Source organism: Zeimonas arvi, from assembly GCF_008039575.1.
GTDB classification, from domain to species: Bacteria; Pseudomonadota; Gammaproteobacteria; order Burkholderiales; family Burkholderiaceae_E; genus Zeimonas; species Zeimonas arvi.
Map to the genome: position 1 here is coordinate 339,266 of NZ_VDUY01000004.1, position 13,905 is coordinate 353,170.

The window sequence follows — 13,905 nt, forward strand, 5'->3', positions numbered from 1 at the left end:
ATGTACCGATTCCCGGCCGAGGTCGACCACGCGGTCGCCAACCAGGTCCTGGCCGCGGCCGCCGCGGCGCAGAACGGGCCCGAACGGGTCTACGACCTGTCCGCCTGCGATCATTTCGATTCGTCGCTGGTCGCGCTGCTGCTCGAGCTGGCGCGCGGCGCCCAGGCAGCCGGCGCGTCGGCGCGTTTCGAAGGCGCCGGCGAGAAGCTGCTGAAGCTCGCCGGGTTGTACGGCGTCGGCGCGCTGCTCTTCGGCCCGGCGGCTCGGGCAGTCGGCGGCGCGGGCGCGTCGACCGCCGGAGCCGGCGCATGAGCGCGGCGATCGAGATCGCCACGGTCGTCAAGCGATACGGCAGCTTCGAGGCCTTGCGCGGCGTCTCGCTGTCGATCCGCGAAGGCGAGTTCTTCGGGCTGCTCGGGCCCAACGGCGCCGGCAAGACCACGCTGATCTCGATCGTGGCCGGCCTCAGCCGGCCCGATTCCGGCGAGGTGCGGGTCATGGGGCACGAGGTGTCCTCGGACTATCGCGCCGCCCGCCGCGCCCTGGGGGTGGTGCCCCAGGAACTGGTCTTCGATCCCTTCTTCACGGTCCGCGAGACGCTGCGGATCACCTCGGGCTACTACGGCATCCGCCGCAACGACGACTGGATCGACGAGATCCTCGCCCACCTCGACCTGAGCGCCAAGGCCGACGCGAACATGCGCGCGCTGTCGGGCGGCATGAAGCGGCGGGTCCTGGTGGCGCAGGCGCTGGTTCACCGGCCACCGGTGATCGTGCTCGACGAGCCGACCGCGGGCGTCGACGTGGAGCTGCGCCAGACGCTGTGGCAGTTCATCCGCCGGCTGAACCGCGACGGGCACACGATCGTGCTGACCACGCACTATCTCGAGGAAGCGCAGGAGCTGTGCGGCCGGATCGCGATGCTCAAGCAGGGGCAGGTGGTGGCGCTCGACGACACCAGCGCGCTGCTGCGCCGGTTCGCGGGCGGCAGGCTGCAGCTCACGCTGACGGGCGCGCCGCTGCCGGAGGCGCTCGCGCCCCTGCGCCTCGACGAGGGCGGCCAGGCCTCCGGTGCGTCCGACGCGCCGGCCGGCCTGTCGCGGAAGGTCGCGCTGCGCGTCGACGACTACGCCGGGATCGAGGGCATCCTGGCCGTGCTGCGCGAAGGCGGCTGCCGCATCGACGAGATGGAACTGCAGCACGCCGACCTGGAAGACGTGTTCGTCCAGATCATGAAAGACAACCGCTGAAGGCCCGCGCCCGATGTCCACGGATCGCTTCTCCCCGGCCGGCTTCGCCACGCTGTTCCGCAAGGAGCTGCTGCGCTTCGCCAAGGTCGGCTTCCAGACGATCGCCTCGCCGGTCATGACCTCGATGCTGTACCTGCTGATCTTCGGCCACGTGCTCGAGGACCGGGTCCAGGTCTTCGACAACGTCGGCTACACCTCGTTCCTGATCCCCGGCCTGGTCATGATGTCGGTGCTGCAGAACTCCTTCGCGAACACCTCGTCGTCGCTGATCCAGAGCAAGATCACCGGCAACATCGTCTTCGTGCTGCTGCCGCCGCTCTCGCACCTCGAGATCTTCGGCGCCTACGTGCTGGCGGCCATGGTGCGCGGCATGGTCGTGGGGCTGGGGGTGTTCGCGATCACCGCCTGGTTCGTCGAGCTGAACTACCATGCGCCGGGCTGGATCCTGCTGTTCGCGCTGCTGGGCAGCGCGATCCTCGGTACAATGGGGCTGATCGGTGGGATCTGGGCCGACAAGTTCGACCAGATCGCCGCGTTCCAGAACTTCATCGTGATGCCGCTCACCTTCCTGGCCGGCGTCTTCTACTCGGTGAAGTCGCTGCCGGGCTTCTGGCAGACGGTCTCCCACCTGAACCCGTTCTTCTACATGGTCGACGGCTTTCGCTACGGCTTCTTCGGCGTGTCCGACGTGCCGCCCGCGGTGAGCCTCGCGATCGTCGCCGTCACGCTCGCCGCCGTGTCGGCGCTGGCGCTGCAGATGCTGCGCTCGGGCTACAAGCTGCGGCACTGAAGCTTTCACGGATACCCGACATGCCGACTCCCGACGACCTGCGCGGCTGGATCGCCGCCGGACTCGAATGCGACCGCCTCGAAGTCAGCGGCGATGGCCGCCACTTCGAGGCGCTGATCGTTTCGCCGCTGTTCGAGGGCAAGCGCCCGGTGCAGCGCCACCAGCTGGTCTACCGCGTGCTCGGCGAGCGCATGCGCGAGGAAGTCCACGCGCTGTCGATGAAGACCCTGACGCCCGACGAGTACGCGCGGGGCGACTGAGCATGGACCGCCTCCGCATCACAGGCGGCCAGCCGCTGCGCGGCGAGGCGCCGGTGTCCGGCGCCAAGAACGCCGCGCTGCCCATCCTGTGCGCAGCCTTGCTGGCGGCCGACACGCTCGAGATCGGCAACGTGCCGCGCCTGCACGACGTGGCCACCACGCTGAAGCTGCTCGGCCAGATGGGCGCGCGCTGCGAGCGCAACGGCGACCGGGTCTCGATCGACGCCTCGCCGGTGGTCACGCCCGAGGCTCGCTACGAGCTGGTGCGCACGATGCGCGCATCGATCCTCGTGCTCGGCCCGCTGCTGACCCGTTTCGGCGAGGCCCGTGTGGCCCTGCCGGGCGGCTGCGCGATCGGCCAGCGGCCGGTCGACCAGCACATCAAGGGCCTGCAGGCGATGGGCGCGCAGATCGCGATCGAGCATGGTGACGTGGTCGCGCGCGCCACGCGCCTGAAGGGCGCGCGGATCGTCACCGACATGGTCACGGTCACCGGCACCGAGAACCTGATGATGGCGGCCACGCTCGCCGACGGCGAGACGGTCATCGAGAACGCGGCCCGCGAGCCCGAGGTCGTGGACCTGGCCGCTGCGCTGGTGGCCATGGGCGCGCGGATCGAGGGCGCCGGCACCGACCGCATCGTGATCCGGGGCGTGGACCGGCTGCACGGCGGCAGCCACCGCGTGATGGCCGACCGGATCGAGGCAGGCACCTTCCTGTGCGCTGCCGCTGCGACCCGCGGCGAGATCGTGCTGACCGGCGCGGAGCCGGCCACGATGGACGCGACGCTGGAGAAGCTCAGGGAGATGGGCGCGCAGATCGAGTGCGGCGCCGACACGATCCGGCTGCGCATGTCGCGCCGCCCGCAGGCGGTGAACCTGCGCACCGCGCCTTACCCCGGCTTCGCCACCGACATGCAGGCGCAGTTCATGGCGGTCGACTGCGTGGCCGAGGGCACCGGCGTGATCACCGAGACCATCTTCGAGAACCGCTTCATGCACGTGCTCGAGCTGCAGCGGCTCGGCGCCGACATCGCCATCGAGGGCAACACCGCGATCGTGCGCGGAGTGGCCGGCCTGTCCGGCGCGGGGGTCATGGCCACCGACCTGCGCGCCTCGGCCGGGCTGGTGATCGCGGGCCTGGTCGCCGAGGGCGAGACCGTCGTCGACCGGATCTACCACCTCGATCGCGGCTACGAGCGGATGGAAGACAAGCTCGTCGGGCTCGGCGCCCGGATCGAGCGAGTGAAATGAGGCGCGCCGCCCGGGCCCGCAACGGAGACCTGCCTTGATCACGCTGGCATTGTCCAAGGGACGCATCTTCGACGAGACGCTGCCACTGCTCGCGGCGGCCGGCATCGCGGTCGACCCGGCGATCATCGAGTCGCGCAAGCTGATCCTGCCCACCGGCGATCCGGGGCTGCGGCTGATCATCGTGCGCGCCAGCGACGTGCCGACCTACGTGCAGTACGGCGCGGCCGACATCGGCGTGGCCGGCCGCGACGTGCTGCTCGAGCACGGCGGCGAGGGCCTGTACCAGCCGATCGACCTGGGCATCGCGCGCTGCCGCTTGAGCGTGGCGGCGCCGGCGGGGTTCGACTATGCGCGCGCGGTCCGGCGCGGTTCGCGGCTGCGCGTTGCGAGCAAGTACGTGGGCTGCGCGCGCCAGCACTTCGCGGCCAAGGGCGTGCACGTGGACCTGGTCAAGCTGTATGGCTCCATGGAACTGGCTCCGCTGGTGGGCCTGGCCGACGCCATCGTCGACCTGGTCAGCACCGGCAGCACGCTGCGCGCGAACAACCTGGTCGAGGTCGAGAAGATCATGGACATCTCGGCGCGCCTGATCGTGAACCAGGCTTCGCTGAAGACCCGCGCCGGGCAGCTAGAGCCGCTGATTGCCGCGCTTTCGGCGGCGGTCGCGGGCGAGGGCGCGGTGACGCCGGCGCTCCAGGGGGCAGGTCAATGAATTCGGCATCCATCCGGCGGCTCGACAGCACGGCTGCGGGCTTCGGCCGCGAGCTCGATGCGCTGCTCGCCTGGGAGGCCTCGCAGGACGAGGCGATCGAGCGGGCAGTGGCCGGCATCCTGGCCGACGTGCGCCGCCGGGGCGACGAGGCGATCCTCGAATACACCCGCCGCTTCGACCGGCTCGACGCCGCCTCGATGGCCGAGCTCGAGATCGGCCAGGGCGAGCTGCAGGCCGCGCTCGACGGCCTCGAGCCGGGCATCCGCGCGGCGCTCGAGGCGGCTGCCGCCCGGGTGCGCGCCTACCACGAGCACCAGCGCGCCGCGTCCTGGTCCTTCACCGAAGACGACGGCACCCGCCTCGGGCAGGCGGTGCTGCCGCTGGATCGCGCCGGGCTCTACGTGCCGGGCGGCAAGGCAGCCTATCCGTCCTCGGTGCTGATGAACGCCATCCCGGCCAAGGTGGCCGGGGTCGGCGAGCTGATCATGGTCGTGCCCACGCCCGACGGCGCGCGCAATCCGCTGGTGCTGGCGGCGGCCCGGATCGCCGGCGTGGACCGGGTGTTCGCGATCGGCGGCGCCCAGGCGGTCGGCGCGCTCGCCTACGGCACCGCCACGATCCCGCAGGTCGACAAGATCGTGGGCCCGGGCAACGCCTACGTGGCCGAGGCCAAGCGCAGGGTGTTCGGCACCGTGGGCATCGACATGATCGCGGGGCCCTCGGAGATCCTGATCATCTGCGACGGCAGGACCGATCCCGACTGGATCGCCATGGACCTGTTCTCGCAGGCCGAGCACGACGAGATGGCGCAGGCCATCCTGCTCACGCCCGACGCCGGCTTCATCGAGCGGGTCGCGCAGTCGATCGAGCGGCTGCTGCCCGCGATGCCGCGGGCGGCGGTCATCGAGAAGTCGCTCGCCGACCGCGGGGCGCTGGTGAAGGTGCGCGACCTCGAGGAGGCCTGCGAGATCGCCAACCGGATCGCGCCCGAGCACCTCGAGATCTCCACCGACGATCCGCAGCGCTGGGCCGACCGGATCCGGCACGCCGGCGCGATCTTCATGGGGCGCTATGCGTCGGAGTCGCTGGGCGACTACTGCGCGGGGCCGAACCACGTGCTGCCCACGATGCGCACCGCGCGCTTCTCGTCGCCGCTGGGCGTCTACGATTTCCAGAAGCGCACCAGCCTGATCGAGGTCTCGGCGGCCGGCGCGCAGACGCTCGGCCGGATCGCTTCGGCGCTCGCCCATGGCGAAGGCCTGCAGGCGCACGCCCGCAGCGCCGAGTTCCGGCTGGAGTCCGGCGGCTGAGCGCCCGGTAGAATGCTCGTTTGATTCGCTCACCAGGCCCTCGCAGGCCTCGATCCCGATGCGCAGCGCCGAAATCACCCGCAACACCGCCGAGACCCGGATCCGGGCCTCGATCGGCCTCGATGGCACCGGCCGGCAGAAGCTGGCCACCGGCGTGCCCTTCCTCGACCACATGCTCGACCAGATCGCCCGGCACGGCCTGATCGACCTCGAGATCGAAGCCGACGGCGACCTGCACATCGACGCGCACCACACGGTCGAGGACACCGGCATCACGCTGGGCCAGGCCTTCGCGAAGGCCATCGGCGACAAGAAGGGCATCCGCCGCTACGGGCACGCCTACGTGCCGCTCGACGAGGCGCTGTCGCGGGTCGTGGTCGACCTGTCCGGCCGTCCGGGCCTGCACTGGAACGTCCCCTTCACCCGGGCGATGATCGGCCAGTTCGACGTGGACCTGGCCCGCGAGTTCTTCCAGGGCTTCGTCAACCACGCCCAGGTCACGCTGCACGTCGACAACCTGAAGGGCGACAATGCCCATCACCAGTGCGAGACCGTCTTCAAGGCCTTCGCGCGGGCGCTGCGCATGGCGGTGGAGCGCGACGAGCGCGCCGGCGGCCGCCTGCCGTCCACCAAGGAAATGCTCTGAGGCCGGCTTCGCAATGACTGTCATCGCGGTCGTCGATTTCGGAATGGGCAACCTGCGCTCGGTCGCCAAGGCGCTGGAGCACGTGGCGCCCAAGGCCCGGGTCATCGTGGCAGGCTCCGCCGCCGAGGTCGATTCGGCCGATCGCGTGGTCTTCCCCGGCCAGGGCGCGATGCCCGACTGCATGCGCCAGCTCGACGCGGCCGGCCTGCGCGAGGCGGTGTGCCGGGCGGCGGCTTCCCGGCCGCTGTTCGGCGTGTGCGTGGGCGAGCAGATGCTGTTCGATCACAGCGCCGAGGGCGACACGCCCGGACTGGGGCTGATGCCGGGCGAGGTCATCCGCTTCCCGCGCGACATGACGGCGGCGGACGGCGCCCGGCTGAAGGTGCCGCACATCGGCTGGAACCGCGTCAGGCAGGTGCGCCCGCACCCGATCTGGCGGGACGTGCCCGACGGCGGCTATTTCTACTTCGTGCACAGCTATCATGCGAGGCCGGCCGATCCGCTGCTGGCGGCCGGCGAAAGCGATTACGGCGTGCGCTTTACCTGCGCGGTAGCGCGGGATAACATTTTCGCCACGCAGTTCCATCCCGAGAAAAGCGCGGCCAACGGCCTGAAGCTTTACGAAAATTTCGTCCACTGGAATCCCTGAGGCCGGCCAGCCGCGCTGGGTCCTCCGACCCCGACGGCTTCCGGTCCACGGCGGCGCGCAGCGCCCGCCTTCCTCCGAACCCGTACCCCGAAACCCGATGCTGCTCATACCCGCCATCGACCTGAAGGACGGCCGCTGCGTGCGGCTCAAACAAGGTGACATGGACGATGTCACCGTGTTTTCCGACGACCCCGCCGCCATGGCAGCCAGGTGGCTCGAACAGGGCGCGCGCCGCCTGCACCTGGTCGACCTGAACGGCGCGGTGGCCGGCAAGCCCAAGAACGAGCCCGCGATCCGCGCGATCGTCGAGGCGGTCGGCGACGAGATCCCGGTGCAGCTCGGCGGCGGCATCCGCGACCTCGACACCATCGAGCGCTACCTCGACAACGGCATCTCCTACGTGATCATCGGCACCGCCGCGGTCAAGAATCCCGGGCTGCTTCAGGACGCCTGCACCGCCTTCCCGGGCCACATCATCGTGGGCCTGGACGCGAAGGACGGCAAGGTCGCCACCGACGGCTGGAGCAAGCTGACCGGCCACGACGTGGTCGACCTGGCGAAGAAGTTCGAGGACTACGGCGTCGAGGCGGTCATCTACACCGACATCGGCCGGGACGGCATGCTGAGCGGCGTGAACATCGAGGCCACCGTGCGGCTGGCCCGCGCGCTGCGGGTGCCGGTGTACGCGTCGGGCGGCGTGGCCAGCATCGCCGACGTCGACGCGCTGTGCGCCGTCGAGAGCGAAGGCGTCGAGGGCGCCATCCTGGGCCGCGCGCTCTACGAGGGCAGGCTCGACTTCCGCGAGGCCCAGGCCCGCGCCGACGAGCTGGGCGGCACCGGCCCGGCGGGCGAGCCGGCCGGCGCCTGACGATGCTCACCAAGCGCATCATCCCCTGCCTGGACGTAACCGCGGGCCGCGTGGTCAAGGGCGTGAACTTCGTCGAGCTGCGCGACGCCGGCGACCCGGTCGAGATCGCCCGCCGTTACGACGAACAGGGCGCCGACGAGCTCACCTTCCTCGACATCACCGCGTCGAGCGACGACCGCGACCTGATCCTGCACGTGATCGAGGCGGTGGCCGAGCAGGTCTTCATCCCGCTCACGGTGGGCGGCGGGGTGCGCGAGGTCGCCGACGTGCGCCGGCTGCTGAACGCCGGCGCCGACAAGATCTCGATCAACACCGCGGCGATCGTGCGCCCGGAGCTGGTCGCCGAGGCGAGCGCCCGCTACGGCGCGCAGTGCATCGTGGTGGCGATCGACGCCAAGGCGGTCGCGCCGGGGCGCTGGGAGGTCTTCACCCACGGCGGGCGCCGGCCCACCGGGCTGGATGCGATCGAATGGGCGCGCCGGGCCGAGGCGCTGGGCGCCGGCGAGATCCTGCTCACCAGCATGGACCGCGACGGCACGAAGCAGGGCTTCGACCTGCCGCTCACCCGCGCGGTGGCCGACGCGGTCGGCATCCCGGTCATCGCCTCGGGCGGAGTCGGGAACCTGCAGCACCTGGCCGATGGCGTCACCGAAGGCAGGGCCGATGCGGTGCTTGCCGCCAGCATCTTCCACTTCGGCGAGTACACGGTGCAGCAGGCCAAGCGCTACATGGCGGAGCGGGGCATTCCCGTTCGGCTCGACTGAGGGGCGGCGTGACAATGCGGGTCTGGGCGACATGAGCTGGCTCGACGATGTCCGCTTCGACGCCGACGGCCTGGTCCCGGCGATCGCCCAGGAGGCCGGCACCGGCCGCATCCTGATGGTCGCGTGGATGAACCGCGAGGCGCTGGCCGAGACCGCCGCCACCGGCCGCGCGGTGTACTGGTCGCGCTCGCGCCAACGGCTCTGGCGCAAGGGCGAGGAGTCGGGCCACGTGCAGACCGTCCGCGAGCTCCGGCTCGATTGCGACGCCGACGTGGTCCTGCTCGAGGTCGAGCAACTGGGCGGCATCGCCTGCCACACCGGTCGTCACTCCTGCTTCTTCCGGCGCCTGGAAGACGGCGAATGGCGCGAGGTTGACCCCGTGCTGAAGGATCCGGAGGCGATCTACCGATGAGCGAATCGTCCAGGCCGGCGGGGCAATCCGCCGAGGCCGTCCTGTCGCGGCTGGCCGAGGTGCTGGCCTCGCGCCGCGGCGGCGACCCCGGCCGGTCCTACGTGGCCCGCCTGTTCTCGAAGGGCAACGACGCGATCCTCAAGAAGATCGGCGAAGAGGCCACCGAGACCGTGATGGCAGCCAAGGACGGCGTGGCCGAGCGGATCGTTTCCGAGACGGCCGATCTCTGGTTTCACTGCCTCGTCATGCTCGAGTTCCATGGTATCCGTCCCGAGCGCGTGCTCGAGGAACTCGCGCGCCGAGAGGGGCTCTCGGGCCTGGAGGAAAAGGCGTCGCGCGGGGTCGCGACCGGGCGGGAGCCAGCCAGCGAGGAAGGAAAGGAATGAGCACGAAGCACGACTGCATCTTCTGCCGGATCGTCCGCGGCGAGATTCCCGCACGCAAGGTCCACGAGGACGAAGACATCCTCGCGTTCCACGACATCAACCCGCACGCTCCGGTGCACTTCCTTCTCATTCCCAAGGTCCACGTCGACAATCTCTACGACACGGGCCCGGAACACGAGCGGGTGCTGGGGCGAATGCTCGGCATGGCGGGCGAGCTGGCGCGGCGCGAGGGGGCCGGCGACGGTTTCCGGGTCGTCATCAACAATGGCAGGGTGGGCAGGCAGGAGGTGTATCATCTTCATGTCCATGTGCTGGGCGGGCCCGAGCCCCTGGGCCGGGCATGAACCGCCGTCGATCGGCACAGCCGCAACAAGGAGTCATTCAATGGGATCGTTGAGCATTTGGCATTGGCTCATCGTGCTGGTGATCATCATGCTGGTGTTCGGCACGAAGAAGCTGCGCAACATCGGATCGGACCTCGGCGGCGCGGTGCGCGGCTTCAAGGAAGGCGTCAAGGAAGGCACCGAAAAGGCCTCCGCCGAAACCGAGTCCAAGGACAGCGGCCGCACCATCGACGTCGAGACCCGGGAGAAGACCTGAGCCCCCCGGGCTGTCGCGGGCTTCCCTCTGCGAGCGGCCATCTCCGGCCGCTCGCGTCGTTTATGGGACATCCGTCCGCCTGGCCGGACCGCTGACCGACAGACATGTTCGACTTCGGATTCTCCGAGCTGTTCGTCATCGGCCTGATCGCGCTCGTCGTGCTCGGGCCGGAACGGCTGCCGCGTGTCGCCAAGCAGGCGGGGCAGTGGATGGGCAAGCTCCAGCGCTACGTGGCCGACGTCAAGTCCGACATCAACCGGCAGATGGAGCTCGAGGAGCTGCGCAATCTGCAGAAGGAAGTGACCGACGCCGCGCGCAACGTCGAAAGCTCGTTCAAGTCCACGGTCGACGAGACGAAGTCCGAGCTCGATTCGATCGCCGCCAGCTTCGAGGGCCCCGCCTCGGGCGAGTCCACCTCCGGCGGACAGCCCCAGACCGACTGGGACAAGATCTACGCTGTTCGCCGCACCCGCGACCGGATCCAGGAGCGCAGGGTCGAGCGTGAGAAGTCGCTCGGCATCAAGCGTCCCAAGCGCCGCCCATGAGCCAGGAAGAAAGTTTCGTCTCCCACCTCGTCGAACTGCGCAACCGGGTCATCCGGGCGCTGGTCGTCGTGATGGTGATGTTCGGCGTCGCCTTCTATTTCTCGGGCGAGATCATGAAGTTCCTCTCGCAGCCGCTGTACCAGGCGCTGCCCGAGGGAACGAGGCCGATCTTCATCGACCAGGCGGGCGCCTTCTTCACGCTGACCAAGGTGGCCTTCCTCACCGGGGTGCTCGCCTCCTTGCCCTGGATCCTCTACCAGGCCTGGGCCTTCGTGGCCCCCGGCCTCTACGAGCACGAGCGCAAGTTCGCGCTGCCGCTGATCGTTTCCAGCGTGTTCTTCCTGCTGGTCGGCATCGGCTTCGCCTACGTGTTCGTGCTCCCCACCGCCTACAAGTTCTTCTTCTCGTTCGCGTCGCAGACCGGCGCCGACGTGATGCAGGACCTGCAGAAGTACTGGGACTTCACCCTGGCGATCTTCTTCGGCTTCGGGCTCACCTTCGAGGTGCCGGTGATCGAGATGCTGCTGGTCAAGCTGGGCATGGTCACCCCGAAGCAGCTGCGCGAGGCGCGCCGCTACGTGATCGTGGGTGCCTTCGTCGTGGCCGCGGTGCTGACCCCGCCCGACGTGATCAGCCAGTTCATGCTGGCGGTGCCGCTGATCCTGCTCTACGAGCTGGGGATCTGGCTGGCCGGTTTCCTGAAGGCGCGCAGCCGCAACCCCGAGGCCGAGCCCGAGGAAGACGACGAGGCATCGGCGGGCGCGCCGACCACCCCCGAAAAGCCCTGAACCCGGGGGCGGCGGCGATCCGGAGCCGCCGCACGCGCCTGGCGCGCGCCGCCTCTGGCCTGCCTCACTCGCGCAGGCGCTGGCCCGGCTTGGGCCGCTTGCCGATCTTGATCGGGATCTCGACCTGCCTGCCGTCGCGCAGGAAGCGGAACTGAACCGTGGATCCCGGCGCGAGCTGCGCGATCAGGTTCAGCATCGAGGCGGTGTCCGATACCGGCTTGCCGTTCACGTCGACCAGGATGTCGCCCACCCGAACGCCCGCGCGGTCTGCCGGCCCGCTGCGCATGACGCCGGCGATGATCGCGCCCTCGCGGCGCGGCAGGCGGAAGGCCTCGGCCAGCTCCGGGGTCAGGTCTTGCGGCTCCACCCCGATGTAGCCGCGGGTGACCGAGCCGGTGGCCACGATCTGGTCCATGACCTGCCTGACCGTGCTGACGGGGATCGCGAAGCCGATGCCCAGCGAGCCGCCGGTGCGCGAGTAGATGGCGGTGTTGATGCCGAGCAGGCGGCCGTCGCTGTCGACCAGGGCCCCGCCCGAATTGCCCGGGTTGATGGCCGCGTCGGTCTGGATGAAGTTCTCGAAGGTGTTGATGCCCAGCTGGGTGCGGCCGAGCGCGCTGATGATGCCCATGGTCACGGTCTGGCCCACGCCGAAAGGGTTGCCGATGGCCAGCACCACGTCGCCGATCTTCGCCGAATCGGCGTTGCCGAACTCGATGGCCGGCAGGTCCTTCATGTCGATGCGCAGCACCGCGAGGTCCGTCTCGGGGTCGGCCCCGACCAGCTTCGCGCTGGCGCGCGTGCCGTTGGCGAGCAGGACCTCGATCTCGTCGGCCGCGTCGATGACGTGCTCGTTGGTGAGCACGTAGCCGTCCGGCGTGGCGATGACCCCCGAGCCGAGGCTGCTGGTCTGCTGGCGCTGGTCGAACTGGTCGCCGAAGAAGCGGCGGAAGAGCGGGTCGCCGAGCAGCGGGTGGTCCTGCTGTGCGCGGGAGGTCTTGGTCGTGAAGATGTTGACCACGGCCGGCGTGGCCCGGCCGGCCGCCTCGCTGTATGACAGAATCGCCCGGTCGCGCTCGGCCCGGGGCCGATCGGCCGGGGCGGCTCGCGGCGGCTCGGGCGCCTGCGCGACTTGCGGCGTGCCCGACGGTGCGGACGAGAGCCGCGCCGGCAGCCATTCGGGCCGCAGCGTCGCGAACGTGAACACCAGCGCCAGCACGACCGTGACGGCCTGCGCAAAGACCAGCCAGAGCTTCTTGAGCATGAAACGGGAAAAAGTCGGGGAACGAGTCGGAGGGGGCGCCGCGGTTTCGGCGGCCGAGTTGTCGGGCTTTTTCGAAGCCACGCTCGGCGCGAGCGGATTCGCCGATTATTGCCCAAACGGCCTGCAGGTGGAAGGCGAGAGGCCGGTGCGCACGCTGGTGTCCGGCGTCACCGCGAGCGCCGCGCTGCTGCGGGCGGCCGCGGCCCTGCGCGCCGACGCGGTCCTGGTCCATCACGGGTGGTTCTGGCGCGGCGAGGACCCGCGGCTCGTCGGCGTGCGCCGCGAACGGGCGCGGCTCGCGCTGCAGTCGGGCGTGCACCTGTTCGGCTACCACCTGCCGCTCGACGTGCATCCCGAACTGGGCAACAACGTGCAGCTCGCGCTGCGGATGGGCTGGCGGGTCGACGCGCGGGTGGGCGAGCACGGGCTGGTCTGCCTGCACGACCTGCCCGCGGCCGCCAGCGCGAAGCGCCTTGCGGCCGGCCTGCGCCGGCGCCTGGGCCGGGTGCCGCTGGCGGTCGGCGCGCTCGAGCGACCGATCCGGCGCATCGCCTGGTGCACCGGCGCGGCCCAGGACATGCTGCAGCAGGCGATCGACGCGGGGGCGGATGCCTTCGTGAGCGGCGAGATCTCCGAGCGGACCACCCACCTGGCGCGCGAATCCGGCGTGGTCTATCTCGCCGCCGGCCACCACGCGACCGAGCGCTTCGGCGTGCAGGCCCTGGGCGAGCACGCGGCCAGGCGCTTCGGCATCGTCCACCGCTTCGTGGACGACGACAATCCCGCCTGACCGTTCACGCTGCGCGCGCAGCGTGAACGGGCGCGGGATCAGCGGGCCTTCAGCAGGTCGCGGATCTCGCCCAGCAGCTTCTCCTCGGCACTCGGCTCCGGCGGCGGCGGCGGCGCCGCGTCGGGCTGCCGGCGCCAGACGTTCAGGGCCTTGACCAGCATGAAGATCACGAAGGCCAGCAGGATGAAGTTGATGACGATCGTGATGAAGCTGCCGTAGGCGAACACCGGCACGCCGGCCTTCTTGAGGGCATCCAGGGTCATTGCCGTGCCGGCCGGGACCTCCCCCAGCGGAACGAGCATGCTGCTGAAGTCGATCCTGCCGCCGAGCAGCGCCGCGATCACCGGCATGATCACGTCGCCGACCAGCGAATCGACGATCTTGCCGAAGGCGGCGCCGATGATCACGCCGACCGCAAGATCCATCACGTTGCCCTTGAGGGCAAATTCCTTGAACTCCTGCATCATGCTCATTTTTGTCGATCCCTTTTCGCAGAGTGGTCGGGGATTCCACGATAGCATCGGCCCCGTGGCGCCGGCCATCGGTGGTCTCGTTTCCGGCAGGCCCGGCAGGCTGCGGCGTTGCGCGGATGCCGCCGCCCGGGCCATGCGCTCGGCG

At 70.0% G+C, this 13,905-nt stretch carries 20 protein-coding genes; 18 read left to right on the top strand and 2 right to left on the bottom strand.

All coding sequences use genetic code 11. The features are described 5' to 3' along the window. The 17 genes from FHP08_RS11930 to tatC all read left to right on the top strand — a co-directional run bounded on the left by FHP08_RS11930 (position 1) and on the right by tatC (position 11,233). A complete protein-coding gene (locus tag FHP08_RS11930; protein WP_147704674.1) occupies positions 1 to 312 on the top strand; it encodes an STAS domain-containing protein in 312 nt (103 codons plus the stop codon). Beyond that, a complete protein-coding gene (locus tag FHP08_RS11935; RefSeq protein WP_147704675.1) occupies positions 309 to 1,250 on the top strand; it encodes an ABC transporter ATP-binding protein in 942 nt (313 codons plus the stop codon). The genes FHP08_RS11930 and FHP08_RS11935 overlap by 4 nt, the downstream gene beginning before the upstream one ends. A 13-nt stretch (positions 1,251 to 1,263) precedes the next feature. Continuing rightward, positions 1,264 to 2,040 (top strand): ABC transporter permease, encoded by a 777-nt coding sequence (locus FHP08_RS11940; RefSeq protein WP_147704676.1) that lies wholly within the window; start codon positions 1,264 to 1,266, stop codon positions 2,038 to 2,040. A 20-nt stretch (positions 2,041 to 2,060) separates the two neighbouring features. Continuing rightward, complete coding sequence (locus tag FHP08_RS11945) at positions 2,061 to 2,300, top strand: BolA family protein (RefSeq protein ID WP_147704677.1); 240 nt, start codon at positions 2,061 to 2,063, stop codon at positions 2,298 to 2,300. Positions 2,301 to 2,302: 2 nt separating this feature from the next. Next, the gene (gene murA / locus FHP08_RS11950) at positions 2,303 to 3,553 is read left to right on the top strand and encodes a UDP-N-acetylglucosamine 1-carboxyvinyltransferase (protein WP_147704678.1); all 1,251 of its coding nucleotides are present in this window, start codon (positions 2,303 to 2,305) and stop codon (positions 3,551 to 3,553) included. Positions 3,554 to 3,587: 34 nt separating this feature from the next. Continuing rightward, complete coding sequence (gene hisG, locus FHP08_RS11955) at positions 3,588 to 4,265, top strand: ATP phosphoribosyltransferase (RefSeq protein ID WP_147704679.1); 678 nt, start codon at positions 3,588 to 3,590, stop codon at positions 4,263 to 4,265. Beyond that, positions 4,262 to 5,575 carry a histidinol dehydrogenase gene (gene hisD, locus FHP08_RS11960; protein ID WP_147704680.1) on the top strand — a complete coding sequence of 438 codons (1,314 nt, stop codon included), beginning with the start codon at positions 4,262 to 4,264 and terminating at the stop codon, positions 5,573 to 5,575. The genes hisG and hisD overlap by 4 nt, the downstream gene beginning before the upstream one ends. Positions 5,576 to 5,633: 58 nt before the next feature. Next, positions 5,634 to 6,221 (top strand): imidazoleglycerol-phosphate dehydratase HisB, encoded by a 588-nt coding sequence (gene hisB, locus FHP08_RS11965; protein ID WP_147704681.1) that lies wholly within the window; start codon positions 5,634 to 5,636, stop codon positions 6,219 to 6,221. Between the two features lie 13 nt (positions 6,222 to 6,234). Then, positions 6,235 to 6,870 carry an imidazole glycerol phosphate synthase subunit HisH gene (hisH, locus tag FHP08_RS11970; protein ID WP_147704682.1) on the top strand — a complete coding sequence of 212 codons (636 nt, stop codon included), beginning with the start codon at positions 6,235 to 6,237 and terminating at the stop codon, positions 6,868 to 6,870. A gap of 97 nt (positions 6,871 to 6,967) precedes the next feature. Continuing rightward, positions 6,968 to 7,738 carry a 1-(5-phosphoribosyl)-5-[(5-phosphoribosylamino)methylideneamino]imidazole-4-carboxamide isomerase gene (gene hisA, locus FHP08_RS11975; RefSeq protein ID WP_147704683.1) on the top strand — a complete coding sequence of 257 codons (771 nt, stop codon included), beginning with the start codon at positions 6,968 to 6,970 and terminating at the stop codon, positions 7,736 to 7,738. 2 nt (positions 7,739 to 7,740) lie between these two features. Then, positions 7,741 to 8,502, top strand: a complete 762-nt coding sequence (hisF, locus tag FHP08_RS11980) for an imidazole glycerol phosphate synthase subunit HisF (RefSeq protein WP_147704684.1) — start codon at positions 7,741 to 7,743, stop codon at positions 8,500 to 8,502. 31 nt (positions 8,503 to 8,533) lie between these two features. Further along, positions 8,534 to 8,914, top strand: a complete 381-nt coding sequence (hisI, locus tag FHP08_RS11985; protein ID WP_147704685.1) for a phosphoribosyl-AMP cyclohydrolase — start codon at positions 8,534 to 8,536, stop codon at positions 8,912 to 8,914. Continuing rightward, positions 8,911 to 9,300 carry a phosphoribosyl-ATP diphosphatase gene (locus FHP08_RS11990; protein WP_147704686.1) on the top strand — a complete coding sequence of 130 codons (390 nt, stop codon included), beginning with the start codon at positions 8,911 to 8,913 and terminating at the stop codon, positions 9,298 to 9,300. The genes hisI and FHP08_RS11990 overlap by 4 nt, the downstream gene beginning before the upstream one ends. Continuing rightward, entirely contained in the window at positions 9,297 to 9,644 is a 348-nt protein-coding gene (locus FHP08_RS11995) for a histidine triad nucleotide-binding protein (protein WP_147704687.1), read from the top strand. The genes FHP08_RS11990 and FHP08_RS11995 overlap by 4 nt, the downstream gene beginning before the upstream one ends. 40 nt (positions 9,645 to 9,684) lie before the next feature. Beyond that, positions 9,685 to 9,900 (top strand): Sec-independent protein translocase subunit TatA, encoded by a 216-nt coding sequence (gene tatA, locus FHP08_RS12000; protein WP_147704688.1) that lies wholly within the window; start codon positions 9,685 to 9,687, stop codon positions 9,898 to 9,900. A 104-nt stretch (positions 9,901 to 10,004) separates the two neighbouring features. Further along, the gene (gene tatB / locus FHP08_RS12005) at positions 10,005 to 10,445 is read left to right on the top strand and encodes a Sec-independent protein translocase protein TatB (RefSeq protein ID WP_147704689.1); all 441 of its coding nucleotides are present in this window, start codon (positions 10,005 to 10,007) and stop codon (positions 10,443 to 10,445) included. Then, positions 10,442 to 11,233, top strand: coding sequence for a twin-arginine translocase subunit TatC (gene tatC, locus FHP08_RS12010; RefSeq protein WP_147704690.1), 792 nt, complete (start codon positions 10,442 to 10,444; stop codon positions 11,231 to 11,233). The genes tatB and tatC overlap by 4 nt, the downstream gene beginning before the upstream one ends. 64 nt (positions 11,234 to 11,297) lie before the next feature. Here tatC and FHP08_RS12015 read toward each other — a convergent pair whose 3' ends face one another. Continuing rightward, a complete protein-coding gene (locus FHP08_RS12015) occupies positions 11,298 to 12,497 on the bottom strand; it encodes a Do family serine endopeptidase (protein WP_147704691.1) in 1,200 nt (399 codons plus the stop codon). Here FHP08_RS12015 and FHP08_RS12020 point away from each other — a divergent pair. After that, positions 12,496 to 13,287, top strand: a complete 792-nt coding sequence (locus FHP08_RS12020) for a Nif3-like dinuclear metal center hexameric protein (RefSeq protein ID WP_147704692.1) — start codon at positions 12,496 to 12,498, stop codon at positions 13,285 to 13,287. The two genes, FHP08_RS12015 and FHP08_RS12020, sit on opposite strands and share 2 nt — an antisense overlap. 38 nt (positions 13,288 to 13,325) lie before the next feature. Here FHP08_RS12020 and mscL read toward each other — a convergent pair whose 3' ends face one another. Further along, positions 13,326 to 13,760, bottom strand: coding sequence for a large conductance mechanosensitive channel protein MscL (gene mscL, locus FHP08_RS12025; RefSeq protein ID WP_147704693.1), 435 nt, complete (start codon positions 13,758 to 13,760; stop codon positions 13,326 to 13,328). Positions 13,761 to 13,905: the final 145 nt, after the last annotated feature.